The sequence below is a fragment of the Olsenella uli genome, assembly GCF_016899935.1.
Classification (GTDB): domain Bacteria; phylum Actinomycetota; class Coriobacteriia; order Coriobacteriales; family Atopobiaceae; genus Thermophilibacter; species Thermophilibacter uli_B.
The window spans coordinates 122,794-145,715 of sequence record NZ_JACJJK010000002.1; the positions used below are offsets into that span (position 1 = coordinate 122,794).

The following is a 22,922-nucleotide window of genomic DNA, read 5'->3' on the forward strand; positions in this document are numbered from 1 at the left end:
GGAGTGCGCATAACCTACACGGGTGCGCATAATCTCCGTCAGCAAAGGGGCCCGGACCGTGGGGGTGACGGTCCGGGCCCGAATGTGGAAAAGGGACTGTCCCCTTTCCACGTTAGTGGATGCTCCAGGCGTGGTGGTCGGTGTGGAGGAGCTCCTCGGCGCGCTCGGAGTTGGGCTCGCCCAGGTAGTCCCGGTAGATGGCCTGGATCGCGGGGTTCTCGTAGGAGTTGCGGAGCTTGGCCCTGCGGTCGAGGCCCCACAGGACGTCTCCGCGGACGCCCGCCAGCTCCTCGCCGTCGTGGATGGGCTGGCCGCCGCCGCCCGCGCAGCCGCCGGGGCAGGCCATGACCTCAACGAAGTCGTACTCCACGGCGCCCTCCGCGATCGCATCCAGGAGGAACGCGGTGTTGGCGAGGCCGTGGACCACCGCCACGCGCACCGGCGTGCCGGCGAGGTCGAACGTGGCCTCCTTCCAGCCGTCGAGGCCGCGGATCTCCGAGAAGGCGTCCGGGCGCGGGGTCTCGCCGGTCACCACGTGGTACGCGGTGCGCAGCGCCGCCTCCATGACGCCGCCGGTGGCGCCGAAGATGACGCCCGCGCCGGTGGCGGTGCCGAGCGGCTGGTCGAACTCCTCCTCGGGGAGCGTGGTGGCGTCGATGTGCTCGGCGCGAATCATGCGGTCCACCTCGCGCGTGGTGAGCGAGACGTCCACGTCCGCATCGCCGCAGGCGTCGTTCATGACGGGGATGGCGACCTCGGCCTTCTTGGCCGTGCACGGCATGATCTCCACGCAGAAAATATTGTGCGGGTCGATGCCCTTGAGCTCGGCGAAGTAGCTCTTGGCCACGGCGCCGAACATCTGGCCCGGGCTCTTGGAGGTGGAGAGCTGGTCGGTGAGCTCGGGGCGCACGGCCTTGACGTAGCGCACCCAGCCCGGGCAGCAGGAGGTGAACATCGGGAACGTGTTCTCCTCGCGGTGCGCGAGCTTGTGCAGGAGCTCGGTGCCCTCCTCCATGATGGTGAGGTCGGCCGAGAAGTCCGTGTCAAAGACGTAGTCCACGCCCATCTGGCGCAGCGCCGCCACGAGACGGCCGACGGTGGCCTCCTCGCGCGGGAGGCCCAGGCTCTCGCCCCAGGCGGCGCGCACGGCCGGCGCGATCTGCACCACGACGACCTTCTCGGGGTCGGCAAGCGCGTCGAAGACCTTCTGCGTGTCGTCGCGCTCGCGCAGGGCCCCCGTCGGGCAGTGCGTGATGCACTGGCCGCAGAGGGTGCAGTCGGACTCGGCGATCGAGCCGCCGCCCCGGACGTTCACACTCGTGTGCGTGGCACGGTTGGCGAGGTCCCAGACGCCGAGGCCCTGGATCTTCTCGCACACCTGGATGCAGCGCAGGCAGTTGATGCACTTGTCGTTGTTGCGGATGAGCGGGAAGTTCTTGTCCCACGGGTCGTGCATGAGGCGCTTCTCGTAGGGCAGGTCGGAGATGCCGAGGTCGTTGGCAAGCGTCTGCAGCGTGCAGTTGCCGGAGCGCACGCAGCTCGTGCACTCGGAGTCGTGCGTGGCCAGCAAAAGCTCCATGTTCATGCGGCGCGCGGCGCGGACCTTGGGGCTGTTGGTGCGCACCACCATGCCGTCGAGCACGGTGTTGTTGCACGCGGCCACGAGCTGGTCGATGCCCTCGATCTCCACCACGCAGACGCGGCAGGCGCCGATCTCGTTGAGATCCTTGAGGTAGCAGAGCGTGGGGATCTTGATGCCCACGGTGGCGGCGGCGTCGAGGATGGACGTGCCCTCGGCCACGCTCACGGCGCGGCCGTCGATGGTGAGGTTTACCACTGCTCGATCCTCCCCCCGCGGAACGCGCCGAAGCCGAAGTGGTCGCAGCGCAGGCAGCGCGAAGCCTCCTGGTGCGCCTCCTCGTCCGTGAGGCCGTTCTCGACGATGTCGAAGTCGTTGATGCGCTCGGCCGCCTCGCGCTCGCGCATCTCGCAGCGCGCGCAGGAGATCTTGCCCTTGAACTGCACGGGCGGCAGCTCGACGTCGAGCTCGATCTGGTGGTTGTAGCCGAGGTAGTTGTCGATGTTGCCGGCCGCGACCTTGCCCGCGTTGATCGCGCGGATGACGGTGGCCGGGCCGCTCTGGCAGTCGCCGCCGGAGAAGAGGCCGTCCTGGCCGGGCACGGCGCCGTCCGGGTCCGTGACGATGCGGCCCCACTTGCAGGGCACGCCCTGCTCCTCGAAGGTGGCCGAGTCGATGTCCTGGCCGATGGCAACGATCACGCGGTCGCACGGGACCACCACGTCGCCGCCCTCGGCCGGGCGCGGCGCGGGGCGCCCGCGCTTGAGGCCGCCGATGATCTGCGGCGTGACCTTGAGGCCGGCCACGCGCCCGGCCTCGTCCACGACGACCTCCTTGGGCGCGTGCAGGTCCATGACCTCGCAGCCCTCGGCCTCGGCGCCGGCGATCTCCTCGTCCTGGGCCGTCATGTCGGCCACGCGGCGGCGGTACGCGATGATGACCTTCTCGGCGCCCAGGCGCACGGAGGTGCGGGCCACGTCCATCGCCACGTTGCCGCCGCCGACCACCGTGACCGTGAGGCCCTTGAAGTCGGGCGGGTTGTCGTCGCCCATGTCGCGCAGGAGCTTGACGGCGGACATGACGCCCTCGGCGTCCTCGCCCGGAAGGCCGAGTTTCTTGTCCGCGTGCGCGCCGATGGCCAGGTAGACGGCGTCGAACTCCTCGCGCAGGCGGTTCATCTCCTCGCCGTCCACGCTGTGGTTGAGCTCGACGTCGATGCCGCAGTCGAGGATCCACTGGATCTCCGAGTCGAGCTGCTCGCGCGGCAGACGGTAGTTGGGGATGCCGTAGCGCAGCATCCCGCCGAGGTGCGCGCGCTGCTCGAAGATCTTGACCTTGTGGCCCATGAGCGTGAGGTAGTACGCGCAGGAGATGCCCGCCGGGCCGCCGCCGATCACGGCCACGGTCTTCTTGGTGGGGGCCTTGATGATGGGGCGGTAGTCGCCGGCGTGGTCCACGGCGTAGCGCTTGAGGCCGCGGATGTTCATCGGGTCGTCCACCATGCCGCGACGACAGTGCATCTCGCAGGGGTGCTCGCAGACCAGGCCGCAGACCAGCGGCAGCGGGTTGTCCTTGCGGATGAGGCGCACGGCCTCGGTGTAGCGGCCGGCCTCGACGAGCGCGATGTAGCCGGGGATGTCCACGCCGGCCGGGCAGCCGGAGACGCACGGCACCGTCTGGTGCTGCGAGAAGCCGCAGGCGTGCTTGGTCACGTGGTGCTCGAAGTCGTCGCGGAAGCCGCGGATGGCCATGAGGGCCACCTCGCCGGCCTCGTAGCCGATCGCGCAGTCGCTCGAGAGGTACACCGTGCGGGCGGTGGACTCGATGAGGTCGAGCGTCTCCATCGTGGCGCGGTTGTTCAGGACGTCATTGAACAGATGGCGCAGCATGCGCAGGCCGTTTCTGCACGGCGTGCACTTGCCGCAGCTCTGCGTCGCGCACATGGCCACGTACGAGGCCGTGAACTCGACGGGGCACGGAGCGAGCGAGCTCACCGAGAGGCGCTTCTCGAGCATCTCGTGCATGCTCGACATGATCGCCTGGGACTCGCTCTGCTCCATGACGTGCATTCTTGCCATAGGCCCTCTCCTTGCACTCACGGAGTACGGTCGTCGCGGCCCCCTCGGCCGCGACACATTGGGGTCACATGGTAGCGGGAGATTGCACGTGTGTTTCCGGCCTTTCGGCGAGAAGGGCGGTTGGGCGCGCGGACGGCGTCGAAAACTTGCCTAAAAGGGGTCTGACCCCTTTTAGGCAAGTTCAGAGGCGATGCGGACGGTCTCGGTGGCATCCTTGGCGTAGAAGTCGGCGCCGACCATCTCGGCGTACTCGGGCGTGAGCACGGCGCCGCCCACGACGACCTTGCACCAGGGGGCCCGCTCGCGCAGGAGCTCGATCGTCTCGGCCATCGCCGGGACCGTCGAGGTCATGAGCGCGGAGAGGCCCGCGAGGGGCGCGTGGCGCTCCACCACGGCGTCCGCCACGGCCTCCGGCGCCACGTCGCGCCCGAGGTCGACCACCTCGAAGCCGTAGTTCTCCAGCAGCATCCGCACGATGTTCTTGCCGATGTCGTGGATGTCGCCGCGCACGGTGCACACCACGACGGGCCCCCTCCCCGCCGAGGCGGCGCCGTCGCCCGCAGAGGCCGCGCGCACGGTCTCGAAGCCGGCCTTGGCCGCCTCGGCCGAGGCCATGAGCTGCGGCAGGAAGAACGTCCCCGCCTCGAAGCGCCGCCCCACCTCGTCGAGGGCGGGCACCAGCACCTCGTTGATCGCGTGCAGCGCGTCATGGGCGAGAAGGACCTCGCGCATGGCGTCCGGCATGGGGCCGCTGCGGCCGTCCAGGACGAGCCGGCGGGCGCGCTCGACCGGGTCGGACGGGGCGTCGGCGGCGGGCGCGCCGTCCTTCTCGGCCTGCGGGTTCTTCTCGCCCGGGGCGGGGGACGGCGCCAAGTCGCTGCGGTTTGCGTAGTGCTCCACGTAGAAGCGGGCGGCCTCGTCCTCGCCGGAGAGCACGCGCCAGGAGTCCACGACGTCCATCATGCGGCGGGTCCCGGGGTTGATGATCGCGAGGTCCAGCCCGGCGCCGAGGGCCGCCGAGAGGAACGTGGCGTTGACGAGCGGGCGGAAGGGTAGGCCGAAGCTGATGTTGGAGACGCCGAGCACGGTGCGCACGCCGGGGAGCTCGGCCTTGACCAGGCGGATGGCGTCGAGGATGGCGCGCGGCGCCGTCTGGTCGGTCGAGGCCGCCATGGCGAGGCAGTCGATCGCCACGTCGCGGCGGGGGATGCCGGCGGCGTCCGTGGCGGCCACGATCTTGCGCGCCACGGCGAGGCGGCCGGCGGCCGTGCTCGGGATGCCGTCCTCGTCGAGCGTGAGGCCCACGAGCGCGCAGCCGTAGCGCGCGGCGATCGGCACCACGGCGGCGAGCGAGTCCGCCTTGCCGTTCACGGAGTTGATGAGGGGCTTGCCCGGGTAGCGACGGACCGCCGCCTCGATGACGGCAGGGTCCGAGGCGTCGATCTGCAGCGGGAGCGTGGTCACGCCGAGAAGCTCGTCCACCAGGCGGCACATGACGGCGCGCTCGTCGATCTCCGGCAGGCCGGCGTTGACGTCGAGGATCTGCGCCCCGGCGCGCTCCTGGGCGATGGCCTCGGCGATCACGTGATCGTGGTTGCCGCTGCGCAGGGCCTCCTTCATCTTGCGCTTGCCCGTGGGGTTGATGCGCTCGCCGATGACGCCCACCTCGCCCGGGGCGAGCGACGTCACGCGCTGCGGCCCGCAGACGGCAAAGCGGTCGGGCAGCTCGCGGGGCGCAGGGGCGCGGCCAGCGAGCAGCGCGCGCTCGGCCGCGATGTGCGCCGGGGTGGTGCCGCAGCAGCCGCCCAGGACGGTGACGCCAGCCTCGAGCATGGGCGCGACGGCCGCAGCGAAGTCCTCGGGCCCGATGTCGTAGACCGTGACGCCGCCCTCCACGTGGGGCAGGCCGGCGTTGGGCTGGACCATGAGCGGGCAGCGGGCCCAGGGCGCCATGCGCGCCACGAGCGGCGCGACCTCGGCGGGGCCGAGCGAGCAGTTGACGCCCACGGCCGCCGCCCCCTGCGAGGAGAGCGTGAGGGCCGCGACCTCCGGCGTGGTGCCGAGGAAGGTGCGCCCGTCCTCCTCGAAGGTCATCGTGACCAGGGCCGGAAGCGACGAGTTCTCGCGGACCGCGAGCAGCGCGGCCTTTGCCTCCGCAAGGTCCGACATGGTCTCGATGACGAAGAGGTCGGCGCCCGCCGCCGCAGCGGCGCGCACCTGGCGCGCGAAGAACTCGTAGGCGTCGTCGAGGGAGAGCGGTCCCATGGGGGCGAGGAGCTGGCCCGTCGGCCCGAGGTCGGCGGCCACGTAGCGCGGACGCGCGGCCCGGGCGCAGGCGACGGCGGCCGAGAAGACCTCCTCGACGGTCGCGGCGTCCCCGAGCTTGGCCGCGTTGGCGCCGAAGGTGTTGGTGGTCACCACGTCCGCGCCGGCAGCGACGTAGGCGGCATGGACCTCCGTCACCACCTCCGGGTGCGTGAGGCACAGCAGCTCCGGCAGCTCCCCGGCCGCCAGGCCGCGCGCCTGGAGCTGGGTCCCCATCGCCCCGTCCAGGAGCAGGAAGCCGTCCCCGGCGAGGGCCGTGGCGAGAAGGTCGGTGTGCGTGGAATCGGACATGGTGCTCCCGTCGTCGGTTTTTTCGCCCATGCTAGCAGCACAAGGTTTCCGGGGGGAAACGGGCTCCGCTCAGCCGCGCCCGCAGGTCCGCCCCGAGCGCCTCAGCGGGCAGAAGTCGCGGCAGTGGCAGGTCGCGCAGCTCGGCAGCGCCTCCGCGCGCGGCTCCGGGAAGAGGCCGATCACCGCCGTCACGCTCTTGCTGGGCGACATGAGGAAGTCGGCCGAGAGCGTGACGCCCAGGCGCCGCTGGGCGTCGAGCGCGGAGAGCAGCGCGACCTGGGTGTCGAGCGGAAGGTCGCCGTAGCCGGGCGAGAAGCGCGAGCCGCAGAAGAGCCCCCGGCCCGCCGCGACGGCCACCACGCTCGCCTCGGCGGCGTCGGCGGCGCGCTCGACGAGCGCCGACCCGGCGGCGTCGCAGACGAGCTGCCCGACGGGATCGGTGAGCGAGAGGCGCCGGAGCTCGGCGTCCAGCGCGAGGCCGGCCGTCACGGCGAGCACGCCCACGGCGACCGCGCCGTCCAGGTGCGCGGCGATCGAGCGCCCCCGCAGCTCGAGCGCGCAGCCGTCCAGGCGAATCACGGGCGCGCCGTCCTTCTCGCCCCGGGTGGCCACGTCGAAGACGCGCACGCACCCGCGCGGTCGGCCCACCTCGAGGGAGCGCGCGATGCCGGCGTCGATGCGCGCGTCGAGCTCGCCCGAGAGCGGCTGCCCGGCGTAGCCGAGGTAGCGCAGGACCTCCGCGCGGTCCACGGAGGGGACGTCGTAGGTCTGGACCGCCTCCACGCGCTAGGCCCCCAGGTACCCGCAGGCGAGAAGCGCCTTGCGGGCGGCGTGCGCGACGGCCGGCTTGTTCATGCTGTAGACGTGCAGGCCGTCCACGCCGTTGGCGGCGAGGTCGGCGAGCTGCTCGCAGGCGTACTCCACGCCGGCGCGGGCCTGGTCGGCCGGGTCGTCCCCGGCGAGGACGAGGCGCTTCACGACCTTGGCGGGGATGGACGCGCCGCAGGTGAACGCCATGCGCTGGATCTGCTTGACGCTCGTGAACGGCATGATGCCCGCCACGACGGGCAGGCGCACGCGGTGGCGCAGGCACTTCTCGCGGAAGCGGTAGAAGTCCTCGTTGTCAAAGAAGAGCTGGGAGACCAGGTAGTCCGCGCCGGCCTCCTGCTTCTTGTAGAGGCTCTCGAAGCTCTCCCGCTCGCTCGGGGACTCGACGTGGCCCTCCGGGTAGCAGGCGGCGCCGATGCACAGGTCCGCGCCGCTCGAGCGCAGGTAGGCGATGAGGTCGGAGGCGTGGGAGAAGTCGCGGGCCTCGAGCCCGGGGGCGCGGTCCCCGCGCAGTGCGAGCACGTTCTCCACGCCCGCCTCGGCGAGCCGGGCCACGTAGGCGTCCACGTCCGCGCGCACGGAGCCCAGGCAGGTGAGGTGCGCGAGGGCGGTGACGCCGAGGTCGCGCTCGATGGAGGCGGCGATGGGCACGGTGTTGGCGGAGTTGCCCGAGCCGCCGGCGGAGTAGGTGACGGAGATCCAGTCCGGGCGGTCGGCCGCCATCTCGCCCGCGATGGCGTACGCCTCCTCGAGCGGCAGGTCCCCCTTCGGCGGGAAGATCTCGAACGAGAAGGTCTGTCGCGCGGCGAGCTTGTCAGCGATCCTCATGCCTCGTCCCCTCCGTGACGCGTCGATCGTGGAACGTAATTGGGACCCCTATTGTCACACATGAACGACGGCAGGCGGCCCGCAGCGGTCGCCTCGGCGATGTCGAGAAACGCGCGCGCAACAGAGTCCCGGTCGGCGGGGCCGATGTGGTAGCGGGCGCACTCCCGCACCGCGGGCACCGCGTTGGCCACGGCGACCGAGTTCTCGTAGTGCCGCAGCACGGCGAGGTCGTTCTCGGCGTCGCCGAAGCAGCAGACCTCCTCGGGCGCGAGGCCCAGCCGCTCCATGAGGAAGTCGCCGCCGTGGTCCTTGCCAAAACCGTGCGGCGTGATGTCGATGTGGGGCGTGCCGGGCATCGGGCACACGAAGTCGAGCGCGGGGCGGCGCGCGGCGAGAAGGGCGGCCACCTCCTGGCAGCGCTCGAAGCTCCCCACCACGCGGACGTTCGCCTTGTAGCAGGGCTCCTCGGGCACCTCCGGGACCGCGGTCTCGACCCGCCAGAAGTTGTCCGGGTGCGCCACCACGAAGGAGAGCTCCGCGCCCACCGCGACCTTCTCGCCCCCGTACTCGACGACGAGGTAGGCGTCGGCGATCCCGGAGAGCTCCCCGGCCACGCCCACGAGCTCCCCGTGGTCGATCGCGACGCGCTCGACGAGCTCGCCGTCCAGGTAGACGAGCTGCCCGTTGCTCGTCACGGCGGTGGAGCAGGCCTGCTCGTCGCCGGCGAACATGTGGGGGAGGTCCCGGTAGATGCGCCCCGTGCAGGGCGCGAAGTGGACGCCCGCCGCGCGCAGCGCGCGGATCGCCTCGAGGGCGAAGGGGGTTATCACGTGGTCGTCCCGCCAGATGAGCGTCGCGTCGAGGTCGCTGAGCACAAGGCGAATCATGGGCGTTCCCTCCCTGGTACGGCTGCGGCGGGCCGCGAGTCAGAGCGCCTCGCGACTCCCGCGCGCAGCCGCCGGGAAGGCGCAGGCGCGACGGTCGGGGGCCGCCGCGCCCGAAAACGCCGCACGCCGGTGTTGGGGGCTCGACATGCGGCCATTTCTAGGTATAACCCGCTCCGGCGAGAGCGTAGCACAGAAAGTCGCGGACGGTAGCGCCGACACCTCAGAGGGTCGCCGCGACGGGGAGCCCCGCGAGGACGAGGGGCATCGTCACCACCGCGACGGCGGGGGCGAGCGGTATCGCGCCCGTGGCGGCCCGTCGTCGGCGGCGCAGCGGCGCCGAGACCGCCCACCCGACGACGCCCACCAGACACGACAGTCCGACCGCCAGAAGGCCCCCGACCGGGCCCGTCCACACGCCGACCGCAGAGAGGAGCTTGACGTCTCCCCCGCCCACACCCGGCTCGCGCCCGTGCCGTCCCGAGAGCGCTGCCGCCGCAAGCATGACGAGAAGGACGAGCGCCCCGCCGCCCGCCGCGCGCAGAAGCGGTGCCGCCCCGCCCGTGCCCGCGAGGATACGCGCGAGGGCGCGCACCAGGCCGGAGAGCGCCACCGCAAGGGCGCATCCGTTGGGCACGATCCTGCAGCTCAGGTCGGTCGCCGCCGCAACCCCGAGCGCGGCGGCGAGCACGCCCGCGCAGGCCGTCGTGACGACGAACTCCACCATGTCTCGTCCCCCTTTCCTTGCGCGGAATTGTAGGGACGCGCCCCGGCGCCCGCTTCTAGAAAACGGAGGGCTTGCAACGGGAGCCCGCCGGACCGTGTCCCACCTGCGCGAACGGAGGCGCCCGCCTGCGGAGGATTCCCGGAGTCTCGGCGAGCGGCGTATACTGGGGCGCGAACGCGACGAGAGGATGACATGAGCGAGAGAGGCGCACGGCCCCGCAATCCCCGCATCGAGGCGCTGCGCCTCGTCGCCATTCTCGGCATCGCGGTCTTTCACACGTTTCAGCCCTGGTTTGACGCGATGGTCGACGGCACGTGGGACGCGTCCCCCGCGCTGCGTGCGACCCTCGGCCTCGTGAGCCTGCTCGGCGCCTACGGAAACCACGTCTTCTTCCTCATCTCGGGATACTTCCTCGTCCCACGCGCGGTCCGCTCCGCCCGGGAGCGCGAGCCCTGGCGCGCCCAGGCACGTGCGATAGCGCGCCGGGCGCTGCCCATCCTGGCAACGGTGGCCGTCTACGCGGCGATCGCGCTTGGCGTGAGCGCGTGGGTGGTCCCGATGCCCGGCGTCTCCGTCCACGAGGCCGGCTGGCTCGTGGGCGGCCTCGAGTTCGTCTGGGTCTACCTGGCAACGGTCGTCGTGACGCCGCTGATCGGGCTCGTCTGGGCGCGGACGCGCCGCCCGTGCGCCGTCGTCTGCGCGCTCGTGGTCGCCGTTCTTCTCGTCAACGCCTACATCGCCTTCGTCTCCCCCGGAAGCGACGAACGCGGCCTGCTCGAGTGGCGCAAGCTCATGAGCGCGGCGAGCTACCTCACGTCCTTCCTCGTCGGCGGCGCGCTCGCCGACGCCCCGGCCCTGCGGGACCGCGCCGGGCGCCTGCTCGTCCCGCTCGCCCTCGTCGCGGCGGCGGTCGAGGGGGCCGCCGGGCTCGCCGGCGCCACCGACCTGATCAAGGCCCTCTCCTTCAAGTCGACCTCCGCCCTCTCGTTCGCGCTCGCCGCCGCCTCGCTCGCGCGCGCCGCCCGCGAGCCGCGGCGGGACTGGCCCCCGCGCGTCTCCGGCACCTGCCGCGCCCTCGCCCGCTCCATCCTCGGCTTCTACGTCGCGCAGTCGATGTTCTCCCCGCTCTGGCGCCCCGCCGTCACGGACCTGTGCGCCTCCGCACTCGCGTCCGGCGAGGCGGCCCTGCTCGCGACGGGGCTCGCGGGGAGCGTCGCCCTTCTCGCCCTGCTCCTTGCCCTCGACCAGCTCGTGCGCCTTCCCCTCCTGCGCCTGGCCCGCCTCTCCTGAGAGTGGGTATACTTCTTCACGCTGCAACGTGAGGGGGCATATCAGATGACCAACTGGCTCGTGAGAACGTTCGTCCCGAACGCGGACGACACGTCCGACCCTGCGGTCCGCACGCGCTACGGGCTGCTTGCGAGCGTGACGTGCATCGTGTGCAACGTGGCGCTCTGCCTGGGGAAGGGCGCGGTGGGCCTGCTCGCCGGCTCGGTCTCCATCGTGGCGGACGCCGTGAACAACCTCTCCGACGCCTCCAGCAACGTGGTGAGCCTGCTGGGCTTCAAGCTGGCCAGCCGCCCCGCCGACGAGGAGCACCCCTACGGCCACGGCCGCTACGAGTACCTGGCCGGCCTCGTGGTGGCGGTGCTCGTGTGCGCAATCGGCCTCAACCTGCTGGGCTCCTCGGCCGACAAGATCGCCCACCCCGAGCCCACCGAGTTCGGCCCGGCCGTGGTCGTCGTGCTCGTGGCCTCCATGCTCGTGAAGCTGTGGATGGCGGCCTTCAACCGGCGCCTGGGGCGCGCGATCGACTCCGAAACCCTCGCGGCCACTGCGGTGGACTCGCGCAACGATGTCATATCCACGGCGGCGGTCCTGGCCTCGGCGGTGGTCTCGCAGCTCTCCGGCTTTGACCTCGACGGCTGGGCGGGCCTGGCCGTGGGAGGCTTCATCTGCTGGAGCGGCGTCGAGCTCGTGCGCGAGGCCGTGAGCCCGCTTCTGGGCCGCGTGCCCGACCCGGCCTACGTGGAGCACATCCGCGCGCGCATCATGGGCTACCCGGGCGTGCTGGGCACGCACGACCTCATGATCCACGACTACGGCCCCGGCCGGCAGTTCGCGAGCGCGCACGTGGAGATGGCCGCCGAGGGCGACCCTTTGGCGCAGCACGACCTTCTCGACAACATCGAGCAGGACTTCAAGGTGGACGAGGGCCTGATCATGACGCTGCACTACGACCCCATCGTCACCGACGACCCCCAGGTCCGCGACATGCGCCACTGGATCGACCTCGCGGTGAAGGGCATCGACGAGCGCCTCTCGATCCACGACCTGCGCTGCGTGCCCGGACCCACGCACACCAACGTGATCTTTGACTGCGTGAGGCCGGCCGGCTGCGCGCTCTCGGCCGCCGAGCTGCGCGAGAAGATCTCCGCCCTCGTGCGGGAGCGCTACCCGCGCGCCATCTGCAAGATCACGATCGACGACTCCTACGTCTCCCCCCGCCAGTGATGTGGAAAAGGGACTGTCTCCTTTCCACATCCCAGATTGGAGTGACATGCCTTCCAGCAGCTACCGCGCCAAGCAGATGATCGTCATGCGCCGCGACCTCAAGATGCGCAAGGGCAAGATCGCCGCACAGGCCGGTCACGCGTGCGTGGAGGCCGTGCTCATGGCCCTCGTGCGCGAGGGGCGCGGCGCTGACCTGCGTGCGAGCGACGGCTGGGCCTGGGTCGAGCACGACGAGGACGACGTCACACCGCTCACGGACTGGTTCGACGCGGGCGTGGCCAAGGTGTGCGTCTACGTGGACTCCGAGGAGGAGCTGCTCGACCTCGCGGCGCGCGGCCGCGAGCTGGGCTTTTGCGTGGCGCTCGTCCGCGACGCCGGCCACACCGAGTTTCACGGCGAGCCCACCTACACCTGCCTCGCCTTCGAGCCGCTTCCCGCCGAGAAGGTCGACCCGCTGACCGGCGACCTGCCGCTCTACTGAGTTGCCTAAAAGGGGTCTGACCCCTTTTAGGCAATGTTTCCGGTCCGTAATTCCTACTTGTAGGGTGGGTTTATGCGTGGCACGCTTGGGCCACCCGAACAAGGAGGCACCATGCGCGTCGCACGCACCGTTGAGGATCTCATTGGATCGACGCCCCTCGTGGACCTCTCGCCGCTGGCCGGCGGGACGGCCCGCGTCCTGGGCAAGCTCGAGGCCGCCAACCCTGGCGGCTCGGCCAAGGACCGCGTGGCCCGCGCGATGGTCGATGACGCCGAGCGCACCGGGCGCCTCTCCCCCGGCGGCACCATCATCGAGCCCACGAGCGGCAACACCGGAGTCGGCCTCGCGATGGTCGCCGCCGCGCGTGGCTACCGGCTCGTCCTCACGATGCCCGACACCATGAGCGTGGAGCGCCGCGCCCTCGCGGCCGCCTACGGCGCGCGCATCGAGCTCACGCCGGGCGCCGAGGGCATGGCCGGCGCCGTCGCGCGCGCCGAGGAGCTGGCCGCGACCACCCCCAACTCCATCATCGCCGGACAGTTTGACAACCCCGCCAACCCGCAGGCCCACTACGAGACCACCGGCCCGGAGATCTGGGCGGACACCGACGGCGCCGTGGACGTGCTCGTGGCCGGCGTGGGCACGGGCGGCACGCTCTGCGGCTCCGCCCGCTACCTCAAGGAGCTAAACCCGCAGGTTCGTGCCGTCGCGGTGGAGCCCGCCGAGTCGCAGGTCCTCGCCGGCGGCGCGGCCGGGCCGCACGCGATCCAGGGCATCGGCGCCAACTTCGTCCCCGGCAACTTCGACCGCTCCCTCGTGGACGAGATCGTCCCCGTGAGCTCCGCCGACGCGCTCGCCACCTGGCGCCGCCTCGAACGCGAGCTGGGCCTGCTCGTGGGCATCTCCTCGGGTGCCGCCGTGGCTGCAGCGCTCCGGCTCGCCGCGCGCCCGGAGCTTGCGGGCAAGACCGTCGTCGCTGTGCTTCCCGACACCGGCGAGCGCTACCTCTCCGTGGAGGCGTGATGGCGGGCGAGAAGACCAGCTGGTCGCAGCTCCGCGCGCTCGTTCGCGAGGACGCGCGGGCCGCCTTCGCGCGCGACCCCTCCGCCGACTCCGTCGAGGACGTCACGCGCTTCTCGGTGGGCTTTCGCATCGTGCGCGCCTATCGCCGGCAGCACTGGCTCTACGAGCGCGGTCACCGGACGCTCGCCCTGTGGCTCGCCAGGCGCTCGCGCGTCAGGTACGGCGCCGACATCCACCCCGCCGCGAGAATCGGCCGACGCTTCACCGTGGACCACGGGATCGGCGTGGTCATCGGCGGCACGGCCGTCATCGGCGACGACTGCCTCATGTACCAGGGGGCCACGCTCGGCATGACCGGCAAGCACGGCGGCAAGCGCCACCCCACGCTCGGCAACGGCGTGCTCGTGGGCGCCGGCTCCATCCTGCTCGGCGCCATCACCGTCGGCGACAACGCCCGCGTCGGCGCAGGCTCGGTCGTCGTCGACGACGTCCCCGCCAACGTCACCGTCGTGGGCAACCCGGCGCGCGTCGTGCGCACCCGCGCCTGCCCCCTCGTCAACGACGTCGTCTGCGTCACCGACGACTTTGGCAAGAGCTGGCTCATGGAGTCGTAGGCTCTGCCGGCCCATGCCCCGTGCTCAAACAGGCCGACTTGGCAGAGATTCAACCGCGCTGACGCAAAAAGATGCCAACTTGGCAGAGCGAGAAGAACCACCAACTGGGCGTTCTTCTCGCTTGCCGCATAAAAGGGCCGACTTGGCACGGGATTTCCTGCCAAGTCGGCCAATTCGTACGCGCCGCAACGCCATCCTCTGCCAAGTCGGCAGTCTTGTGCAACGGTAGCCTACAATACCTGCTCGAGGCAGGTCTTGAGCGGGGTCATGCCCATCGCGTCGTAGAACGCGCGGGCGCCGGGGTTGCACTCCCAGACGTTGAGCGTCACGTTGTGGCAGCCCAGCCCGCGCGCGAAGTCGAGCACGTACCGGTAGAGGGCGGTGGCGACGTGCCGCCCGCGATGGGTCTCGTCGACGCAGATGTCGTCGATGTAGAGGCTCACGATGGGCTGCCAGCTGTTGGACTCCCGATAGTCCTGGACCTCGCAGAAGGCGTGGCCGAGCACGGTCCCGTCGTCGTCCACGGCCACGAACACGGGGTGCGCGTCGTCCGCAAACAGGGCGAGCAGCTCCTCGTCGGTGTACTTGCGCGTCCCGGAGCGGAAGATGTCCGACCTCCCCGCCGCGTGCACCTCGAGCACCTGGCTCAGCAGGTTGCGCACGCCCTCGAGGTCCTTCTCGGCCGCCCGTCTAATCTGCATCCGTCTCCTCACGCTCCCTCTCGTGGACGTACGCCACGAACTCGTCCGCCGCCTCGCTCGTCTCGAGGCGCGCCGTGTACTGATAGTTTCCCATGTCGTCGGAGAGCGCGTCGGGCACGCGCCCGTGCGCGACGATCGCGTCGGCAAAGCGCGTAAGCACCTCCTCGTGGGAGTGCGCGTAGCGATGTGCGTCCCGACGGCTCGCATACACGCAGAACGCGTCCGTGCCGCAGCCCTCCACGCGACGCTCGTCAAAGCAAATCATGTCGGCCCAGATCTGATAGACGTTCACGCCGTGCGCGTAGTCCATCATCTCCGGCGTGGTCCCGCCGGGCGGGCGCACGTTGACCTCGAGGCCCACGTAGTCGCCGGCGGCGCCGAGGCCCGGGTGGTCGCGGTCCAGCCGGAAGAACTCGAGGTGGACGAAGCGGCTCGTGAGGCCGAAGGCGCGCACCGTGGCCCGCCCCAGGCGCGCGAGCTCGGGGTCCACGGTCGGGCACGAGCGATACGCGAGGTCGAGCCCGCCGTAGACGACGTCGGCCATCGACGGCGGGAACTCCTCCTGGTTCTCAAAGAGCGGCTCCCCCCGGCTGTCCAGCACGGCGTCCCAGGAGCAGATGCTCCCGTGGACGAGCTGCTCGATGACGTAGGGCACGTCGCCGTGGTCGGCGAGAAGCGCGCGCAGGTCGGCGTCAGAGGCGAGGACGCGCGTCCCGCCCGCGCCGACGCCCACCTCGGGCTTGGCGAAGACGGGGTAGTGGCCCATCTCGCCGATGAACCAGCGGGTCTCGTCAAAGGTGGTGAGGCAGGTCTGGCGCGCCGTGGGGACGCCGGCGGCGGCGTAGAGGGGCTTCTGGGCGGCCTTGCTCTGCCAGCGCGCGACGGTGTCCGGCCGGGGGCCGTGCGCGACGTTGAAGTCCTCGCGCAGGCGGGCGTCGAGCGGAAGCCAGTGCTCGTTGTTCGACTCGATCCAGTCCGGCTTGCCGTAGTGGAACGAGAAGTACGCGACGGCACGATAGACCTCGTCGTAGTCCTCGAGGTCGTGGACCCAGTAGTACTCGTCGAGGGAGTCACGCAGCTCGGGCGCGAGCGCGTCGTACGGCGTGTCGCCGATGCCGAGGACGCGCGCGCCGTCTCGCCGCAATGCCACGCAGAACTGCCAGTAGACATGCGGGAACTGCGGCGAGACGAAGACGAAGTTCATTTACTTGGCGCTCTTGGCCTTGGTCGCGGGCTTGGCGGCGGGCTTGGTCGTCGCGGGCTTGGCGGCGGCAGCGGGCTTCTTCTCGGCGGCGGGCTTGGTCGCGGGCTTGGTCGCGGCAGCCTTGGTCGAGGCCGGCTTCTTGGCGGCCGGGGCCTTGGCGGGAGCGGCGGGCTTCTCGGCCTTGGCCGGCGTCGCTGCCTTGGTAGCCTTGGCCGGGGCGGCGGCCTTCACGGCCTTGGCGGGAACCGCGGCCTTGGTGGCCTTGGCGGGCGTCGCGGGCTTCTCGGCCTTGGCCGGGACGGCCGGCTTCTCCACCTTGGCCGGGGTCGCGGCCTTGGTCGCAGCTGGCTTCTTGGCGGCGGCCTTCGGGGCCGTCGTCGCCTTCTTGGCGGCCGGCTTCTTCTCCTCGGCGGCCGGCTTCGCGGCAGTGGCCTTGGTCTCGGCAGGCTTCGCGGCAGGGGCCGTGGTCGCAGCGGGCTTCGCGGCCGTCTTGGTCGCGGCCGGCTTCTTGGCGGCAGCGGCCTTCGGCGCGACGTCCTTCTCGGCGTCCGCGTCCTTCTCGGCCTTCTTGGCGGCCGTCTTGGTCGCGGCCGGCTTCTTCGCGGCAGCAGTCGCAATCGTCTTCTTGCGGGTGGTCGCGCGCTTCTTGGGGGCGGGCTTCTCGGCCGCCGTGGTCTTCTCCACGTCGGCGAGCACGATCGGCAGGAAGTAGCGCAGCTGCTTCTTCCACCAGAACCAGGTGTGCGTCACGTCCGCGCCCCAGTAGTCGCACCAGACGTCCACGCCGAGGCGCGCGAACTGCTCGCCCAGCGCGCGCGTGGAGCGCAGCGCGTCGGCCTCGGAGCCCTCCTGGCCGGTGCAGAACAGCAGCTGGCGCTGGTTGTAGACGGCCACGTACGGGTGGTCGACGGGCATCTGCGACAGGAACGCGCAGGGGGTGTTGTCGTAGAGCGTGGCGTCCATCCAGTCGCCGAAGTAGCGACGGGCGTCGTAGCAGCCGGAGAGGCAGACGCAGCCCTGGAAGAGGTCCGGGCGGCGCAGCGCCACGACGGAGGCCTGCGTGGCGCCGGCGTCGAAGCCGAGGGCCAGCGGGCGCGCCTTGGTCTTGCCCATCTTGGCCACGAGCGGCACGAGCTCGTCGACCACGTAGTGGTAGTAGGTCTCCTGGCGCTGGGCGCGCTCGGCGGCGTCGCCGGTGCCGCCCCAGGACTCGTCGTCGATGGTCTCGGTGCAGAAGAGCTGGATGGTGCCGGAGTCCAGGTAGTCGGCCAGCTCGTCGATGACGCCGACCTCCTCCAGGCTCTCGGGCGCCTGACCCTGCGTCGGGAAGACCACGACGGGCAGGCCCTTCTTGCCGTAGGAGATAACGTGCAGGTCGCGGCCGAGGATGCTGCTCGTGCACATGATGTTCTTCTTGTCCATGTTTCCCCCAAAAGGTTGGATCATGTCCCCGAATGCGCATCAGTCATGATACCGCTCGCGCCCGGGACGCATGTTTTGCCTGTGTAAGGGTGACACAAATCGGAAACTTCCGCCATGTCGGGGCCCCGTGGGGCCGCAGTTTGTGGCGCGGCGGCGGGCGGGGCTCGTGATACCCTTTCCTATCGTGAGACTTTGAGGGAAGGGGCCCCATGCGCATCGGCTTTGACAACGACAAGTACATCGCTCTTCAGGCGGAGAAGATCCGCAAGCGCATCGGGCAGTTCGGCGGCAAGCTCTACCTCGAGTTCGGCGGCAAGCTCTTTGACGACTACCACGCGAGCCGCGTCCTTCCCGGCTTTGCGCCCGACTCCAAGATCCGCATGCTCGAGAGCCTCAAGGACGACGTCGAGGCCATCATCGTCATCAACGCGGACAACATCGAGAACGCCAAGCGCCGCTCCGACATCGGCATCACCTACGAGGAGGACGCGCTGCGCCTCATGGACTCGTTCCGCGCGCGCGACCTCATGGTCGGCGGCATCTGCATCACGCACTTCACCGGCCAGCCGCACGCCGAGGCCTTCCAGCGCCGCCTCGAGGCGATGGGCGTCTCAGTGTGGCGCCACTACCTGATCGACGGCTACCCCTCCGACGTGAACCACATCGTCTCCGACGAGGGCTTCGGCAAGAACGACTACATCGAAACCACGCGCCCGCTCGTGGTGGTAACGGCCCCCGGCCCGGGCTCGGGCAAGCTCGCCACCTGCCTCAGCCAGCTCTACCACGAGCACAAGCACGGCGTGCAGGCCGGCTACGCCAAATACGAGACCTTCCCGGTGTGGAACCTCCCGCTCAAGCACCCGGTGAACGTGGCCTACGAGGCCGCGACCGCCGACCTCGACGACCGCAACATCATCGACCCGTGGCACCTGGAGGCCTACGGCGAGGTCACCGTCAACTACAACCGCGACGTGGAGACCTTCCCCGTGCTCAAGGCCATGATGGAGAAGATCGCCGGCGAGAGCCCCTACCAGTCCCCCACCGACATGGGCGTCAACATGGTGGGACTCTGCATCTCCGACGACGAGGTCTGCCAGGAGGCGGCGAGAAACGAGATCGTGCGCCGCTGGTTCGCCGCAGCCGAGGAGCTGCGCCGCACCGGTGAGGGCAAGGAGGCGCTCGACAAGATCGAGCTGCTGATGAGCCAGGTGGACGTGACCTGCGACCACTCCCCCGCGCACCAGGCGGCGCTCGCCAAGGAGGAGGCGACCGGCGGCCCGGCGGCGGCGATGGTGTTGCCCGACGGCGCGCTCGTGACCGGCAAGACCTCCGAGCTCATGGGCGCCGCGGCGTCGCTTCTGCTCAACGCCGCCAAGCACATGGCCGGCATCCCCAAGGAGACCTACGTGGTGAGCGAGGAGGCGCTCGTGCCGATCTGCCACCTCAAGACCGAGCACCTGCGCAGCCACAACCCGCGCCTGCACTCCGACGAGATGCTCATCGCGCTCTCGCTCTCCTCGGCGGAGAATGCGCAGGCCGAGGCCACCGTGGACGCGCTCGAGCAGCTCGCCGGCTGCGACGCGTACTTCTCGGTCATCCTCTCCGAGGCCGACAAGAGCACCTACCGCAACCTCGGCATCAACGTCTGCTGCGAGCCCAAGTACGAGCGTCGCGGCTACTATCACCGCTAGGCCGCCCGCCGCGCCCCCCGGCCCGACGTCACCCCCATGTGCAAGGAGCCCGCATGACCTACCAGCTCATCGCCTTTGACATGGACGGCACGCTGCTCGACTCCAACAAGCGGGTCCTGCCCTCCACGACGGACGCCATACGAGACGCCATGGCCGCCGGCAAGACGGTGGCGATCTGCACGGGCCGCTGCCCCAAGATGGTCGAGATCGCCAACGACGGCTTCCGCGACGTCCGCTACGCCGTCTGCTGCAACGGCACCATCGTCTACGACCTGGCCGAGCGCCGCCTCCTCGAGGAGCGTCCCCTCGACCACGCGATCGTCGCGCGCGTCCACGAGCTGCTCGCGGGCGAGGACGTGATGGTCGAGGCCTTCTCCGGGCGCGGCGTCTACTTCCAGCGCTCGTTCATCGACCGCGTGGCGGACTACAACATGGGCCCCTACCGGGAGCTCTATCGCGCGACCGGCACCTTCGTGGATGACATCGCGACCGTCCTGGACGACCCCTCGATCAGCATCCCCAAGTTCATCGTCCACTCCCGCACCCCCGAGGCCCGCGAGCGTCTGATCGAGCGCGTGGCGGACCTGCCCGTCGAGCTCGCCAAGGCCGAGATCTCAAGCCTGGAGTTCACCGCGCGCGGCACCGACAAGGGCACGGGCCTGCTCGCCCTCGCCGACCTGCTGCACGTCCCGCACGAGCAGACCATCGCGGTCGGCGACTCCTACAACGACCTGCCGATGATTCGCGCCGCCGGCCTCGGCGTCGCGATGGGCAACTCCCGCGAGGCCGTCCTCGAGGCAGCCGACGTCACGGTCGCGGACAACGACGCCGACGGCTGCGCCGAGGCCATCCGCCGCTACCTGCTCGCCGGGTAGGCCGCCATGGGGCGCATCCTCATCGTCGCCACCGGGGGCACCATCGCGTCCACGCCCGAGGGCTCCGGCCTCACGCCCACCCTCACCGGCCGCGAGCTCGCCGCGCGCGTCCCCCTGCTCGACACCCTCTGCGAACTGGACTTTGTTCAGCCGCTGAACATCGACAGCACCAACATGCGCCCGCGCGACTGGCTGCGGATCGCCGCCGTGATCCGCGAGGCCTACGACCGCTATGACGGCTTCGTGATCCTGCACGGCACGGACACCATGGCCTACACCGCCGCCGCCCTCTCCTACCTTATCCGGGACAGCGAGAAGCCCATCGTGCTCACGGGCTCCCAGCAGCCGATGGCCAACCCCTTCACCGACGCCAAGCTCAACCTCTACCACAGCGTCCTCTACGCCTGCGACCCCGCGTCGCGCGACGTGAGCGTGGTCTTTGGCGGCGAGGTCATCTGCGGCACGCGCGCCCGCAAGCAGCGCACCATGAGCTTCAATGCGTTCACCAGCATGAACTTCCCGCCGCTCGCCTACGTGCGCGGCGACCGCGTCGTGCGCTCCGCCGTCCCGGCGCCGGGCGAGAAGGACGGTCGGCGCCCGCGCTTCACGGACGCCCTCGACGACCGCGTCATCGTGCTCAAGCTCACCCCGGAGCTGCGCCCGTCCATCTTCGAGCTGCTGGCGCCCGACTACGACGCCGTGATCCTGGAGACCTTCGGCATCGGCGGCATCCCCGCCTACGACGGGGCCTACCAGCGGGCGATCTTTGACTGGGTGGGGTCCGGCCGCACGCTCGTCGTGACCACGCAGGTGCCCGAGGAGGGCCTCGACCTCGGCGTCTACGAAGTCGGTCGCGCCTACGCCGATCGGCGCGGCATCCTGCGCGGCGACGACATGACCACCGAGGCGCTCGTCGCCAAGACGATGTGGACGCTCGGCCAGACCCGCGACCCCGACGAGGTCGCGCGCCTCTTCTACGAGCCCGTCAACCACGACCGCTCCGTACAGCAACGGTAGCCTCGCCCGGCGCTACAGCAACTCGGTCACCGTGACGGTGGCGGCCTCCTCGTTCTTCTCGGCGCAGCGGAACGCGATCTGGTCACCCGGCTGGTAGGTCACGATCTCCAGCAGGTCGGGTAGGGCGAAGTCGTAGATCATGCCCGAGGCGTCGCCCGCCAGCGTCACGTAGAAGTGCGAGTTGCCGTCCACCACCGCCTGCGCGATCGTGGCCACCTCGCCGGACACCTCCACCGTTGCCCCCGCGGCCTCCGCCTCCTCCTCGCTGAGCAGGCCGTCCGCCGCAAGCAGCGCGAGATAGGCCTCCTGGCACTCCTCGACCGTGGAGCCCGTGGCCACGCTCTGGTACTGCTCGATGTTGATCATCGCGAACATCTTGACCAGGCCCGCGTCGTCCTTGAGGCTCACGAAGTAGGTGGGCTGGCCGGCCACGTTGAGCAGCAGCGGGTAGGTGGCCTGGTAGCGCAGGTTCTGCAGCTGGCCCTCGGCGCTCGCCATGGCCGAGGCCTCCGTCGCGCCCGCCACCGGGTAGAAGTGCGACTCTCCGGTGCGCTGGTTCACCAGGATGAAGCCCACGCTCGAGTCGTCCGCCGTCACGGAGGTCACGCCGGTGTAGAGGTAGATGTCCTCGCCCTGCGCGATGTAGTTGTAGCCCAGCTGCCCGTTGGTGCCCGGCGTGGTGCGCACCACGCCCTCCTGGCCGAGCCACGAGTTGAGCCAGCCGTTCTCGTACATGCCGCTCCAGTTGTACTGCTCGATCAGCAGGTCGGAGGGGTAGGCTCGGTCCACCCACGTGGGGACCTCCTCCACGGCATAGAAGTCCGTCTCGCCCGTGCAGGCGTCCACGAGCACCACGGCGTAGATGTCCGTGCCGCCAAAGGTACCGATCGTGCGGCGCTGGACCGGGTAGACCCACCAGGGGTGGCCCTCCTCGTCCAGCTCGAAGGACTTCTGGTCAAACATGAGACCGGGATAGGAGAGCTGCGTGTGACGGTCAACGTTGCGCGCGAGCGGCTCGGAGTCGGAGTACATGATCGGCTCGTCCAGGCGCACGACCTCCGCCTCCTGCGTCACCATGTCAACGAGCACGTACGCCGGGATGCCCGAGTCGCGGTTGGCAAACCACTTGAAGAGGTCCGCGTAGACGAGCGGGCTCACGCGCACGGGGCGGCCCTGGTAGTTGATCTGGCTGTAGGTGTCCGCGATCTCGAACTGGCTCACGTACTCCGGGATGGAGCCCATCGCGCGGTTGCCCAGAAGGATGGCGGAGTCGCGGTCGATGACGGGGACCTCGGAGTAGTCGACCTCCTGGATGTCCTCGGCGAAGACGCCGTCGGTGGTGTCGAGCACGCTCGCGTAGCGCTCGGCGTTGCCGGGGAAGAACGGCTGGGAGAGCAGCAGGCCCACGAGAAAGCCCACGATCGGCGCGGCCGGCACGATCATGAGGCGGCGGAACAGCCGCTCGTTCTTGACGCTGCGCGCCGCCAGCACGGGCAGGACCAGAAGCGCCACGACGCAGATGCCCACGATCCACGTCCACACCTGCATGCTCTGCAGGTTGAGGGAGGGGTGGAACCACCAGTAGCAGGCGAGAAGCGCCACCACCAGCACGACGGCCAGGATGACGAGCGCCCGGCGCCCCCAGGAGGCGAGCCGGTCCACGAACGAGGTGCCCGGGCGCGGCATGTTGCCGGGCGCGCCCTGCCGATTGAGGCGGTCGAACAGGTCCTGGAAGTCAAAGCCGTTGTGGGGCATCGGGGTCCTTTCGCGGGATGCTGTGCCGACGTCGATTGTCTCATACCCGCCGGACGGCAATGTGGAAAAGGGACTGTCCCTTTTC

At 70.3% G+C, this 22,922-nt stretch carries 19 protein-coding genes; 8 read left to right on the top strand and 11 right to left on the bottom strand.

Features of this window, described 5'->3' with window-relative positions:
• Window positions 1-112: 112 nt before the first annotated feature.
• From H6A07_RS02350 to H6A07_RS02380, 7 genes are all read right to left on the bottom strand, one after another.
• Window positions 113-1,837 (bottom strand): NADH-dependent [FeFe] hydrogenase, group A6, encoded by a 1,725-nt coding sequence (locus tag H6A07_RS02350; protein WP_204813024.1) that lies wholly within the window; start codon window positions 1,835-1,837, stop codon window positions 113-115.
• Window positions 1,831-3,657 carry an NAD(P)-binding protein gene (locus tag H6A07_RS02355; RefSeq protein ID WP_204813026.1) on the bottom strand — a complete coding sequence of 609 codons (1,827 nt, stop codon included), beginning with the start codon at window positions 3,655-3,657 and terminating at the stop codon, window positions 1,831-1,833. Before H6A07_RS02355 ends, H6A07_RS02350 begins: the two co-directional genes overlap by 7 nt.
• Window positions 3,658-3,828: 171 nt before the next feature.
• Complete coding sequence (locus tag H6A07_RS02360; RefSeq protein ID WP_204813028.1) at window positions 3,829-6,273, bottom strand: homocysteine S-methyltransferase family protein; 2,445 nt, start codon at window positions 6,271-6,273, stop codon at window positions 3,829-3,831.
• A 69-nt stretch (window positions 6,274-6,342) separates the two neighbouring features.
• Window positions 6,343-7,056: a vitamin B12 dependent-methionine synthase activation domain-containing protein gene (locus H6A07_RS10355; RefSeq protein WP_204813030.1), complete on the bottom strand. Its 714-nt coding sequence runs from the start codon at window positions 7,054-7,056 to the stop codon at window positions 6,343-6,345.
• A gap of 3 nt (window positions 7,057-7,059) precedes the next feature.
• A complete protein-coding gene (locus H6A07_RS02370; protein ID WP_204813032.1) occupies window positions 7,060-7,929 on the bottom strand; it encodes a methylenetetrahydrofolate reductase in 870 nt (289 codons plus the stop codon).
• The gene (locus H6A07_RS02375; RefSeq protein ID WP_204813035.1) at window positions 7,926-8,816 is read right to left on the bottom strand and encodes an HAD family hydrolase; all 891 of its coding nucleotides are present in this window, start codon (window positions 8,814-8,816) and stop codon (window positions 7,926-7,928) included. The genes H6A07_RS02370 and H6A07_RS02375 overlap by 4 nt, the downstream gene beginning before the upstream one ends.
• A 220-nt stretch (window positions 8,817-9,036) precedes the next feature.
• Complete coding sequence (locus tag H6A07_RS02380) at window positions 9,037-9,540, bottom strand: prepilin peptidase (RefSeq protein WP_204813037.1); 504 nt, start codon at window positions 9,538-9,540, stop codon at window positions 9,037-9,039.
• A gap of 192 nt (window positions 9,541-9,732) precedes the next feature.
• Here H6A07_RS02380 and H6A07_RS02385 point away from each other — a divergent pair, with 192 nt between their 5' ends.
• The 5 genes from H6A07_RS02385 to epsC all read left to right on the top strand — a co-directional run bounded on the left by H6A07_RS02385 (window position 9,733) and on the right by epsC (window position 14,172).
• Window positions 9,733-10,830: an acyltransferase family protein gene (locus H6A07_RS02385; protein ID WP_204813039.1), complete on the top strand. Its 1,098-nt coding sequence runs from the start codon at window positions 9,733-9,735 to the stop codon at window positions 10,828-10,830.
• A gap of 45 nt (window positions 10,831-10,875) precedes the next feature.
• A complete protein-coding gene (locus tag H6A07_RS02390) occupies window positions 10,876-12,054 on the top strand; it encodes a cation diffusion facilitator family transporter (RefSeq protein WP_204813041.1) in 1,179 nt (392 codons plus the stop codon).
• Between the two features lie 46 nt (window positions 12,055-12,100).
• Entirely contained in the window at window positions 12,101-12,535 is a 435-nt protein-coding gene (pth2, locus tag H6A07_RS02395; RefSeq protein ID WP_204813043.1) for an aminoacyl-tRNA hydrolase, read from the top strand.
• Between the two features lie 111 nt (window positions 12,536-12,646).
• A complete protein-coding gene (gene cysK, locus H6A07_RS02400) occupies window positions 12,647-13,558 on the top strand; it encodes a cysteine synthase A (RefSeq protein WP_204813045.1) in 912 nt (303 codons plus the stop codon).
• Entirely contained in the window at window positions 13,558-14,172 is a 615-nt protein-coding gene (gene epsC / locus H6A07_RS02405) for a serine O-acetyltransferase EpsC (RefSeq protein ID WP_204813047.1), read from the top strand. The genes cysK and epsC overlap by 1 nt, the downstream gene beginning before the upstream one ends.
• Before the next feature lie 230 nt (window positions 14,173-14,402).
• Here the strand turns inward: epsC and H6A07_RS02410 are convergent, their stop codons facing one another.
• Genes H6A07_RS02410 through H6A07_RS02420 form a run of 3 tightly spaced genes read right to left on the bottom strand, consistent with a single transcriptional unit; the run spans window position 14,403 to window position 17,499 of the window.
• Window positions 14,403-14,873: a GNAT family N-acetyltransferase gene (locus tag H6A07_RS02410; RefSeq protein ID WP_204813049.1), complete on the bottom strand. Its 471-nt coding sequence runs from the start codon at window positions 14,871-14,873 to the stop codon at window positions 14,403-14,405.
• Window positions 14,863-16,077, bottom strand: coding sequence for an ATP-grasp domain-containing protein (locus H6A07_RS02415; protein ID WP_204813051.1), 1,215 nt, complete (start codon window positions 16,075-16,077; stop codon window positions 14,863-14,865). The genes H6A07_RS02410 and H6A07_RS02415 overlap by 11 nt, the downstream gene beginning before the upstream one ends.
• Complete coding sequence (locus H6A07_RS02420) at window positions 16,078-17,499, bottom strand: alpha/beta hydrolase-fold protein (protein ID WP_204813053.1); 1,422 nt, start codon at window positions 17,497-17,499, stop codon at window positions 16,078-16,080. It lies immediately after the preceding gene.
• 209 nt (window positions 17,500-17,708) lie between these two features.
• Between H6A07_RS02420 and H6A07_RS02425 the strand changes: the two genes are divergently transcribed.
• Genes H6A07_RS02425 through H6A07_RS02435 form a run of 3 tightly spaced genes read left to right on the top strand, consistent with a single transcriptional unit; the run spans window position 17,709 to window position 21,082 of the window.
• Window positions 17,709-19,190 (top strand): DUF1846 domain-containing protein, encoded by a 1,482-nt coding sequence (locus tag H6A07_RS02425; protein WP_204813055.1) that lies wholly within the window; start codon window positions 17,709-17,711, stop codon window positions 19,188-19,190.
• A 53-nt stretch (window positions 19,191-19,243) separates the two neighbouring features.
• Window positions 19,244-20,065: an HAD family hydrolase gene (locus H6A07_RS02430; RefSeq protein ID WP_204813057.1), complete on the top strand. Its 822-nt coding sequence runs from the start codon at window positions 19,244-19,246 to the stop codon at window positions 20,063-20,065.
• A gap of 6 nt (window positions 20,066-20,071) precedes the next feature.
• Window positions 20,072-21,082 carry an asparaginase gene (locus H6A07_RS02435; RefSeq protein ID WP_204813059.1) on the top strand — a complete coding sequence of 337 codons (1,011 nt, stop codon included), beginning with the start codon at window positions 20,072-20,074 and terminating at the stop codon, window positions 21,080-21,082.
• A 12-nt stretch (window positions 21,083-21,094) separates the two neighbouring features.
• On the opposite strand, the gene H6A07_RS02440 is transcribed toward H6A07_RS02435, so the two are convergent.
• A complete protein-coding gene (locus tag H6A07_RS02440; RefSeq protein ID WP_239471003.1) occupies window positions 21,095-22,837 on the bottom strand; it encodes a Tat pathway signal sequence in 1,743 nt (580 codons plus the stop codon).
• Between the last annotated feature and the right edge of the window lie 85 nt (window positions 22,838-22,922).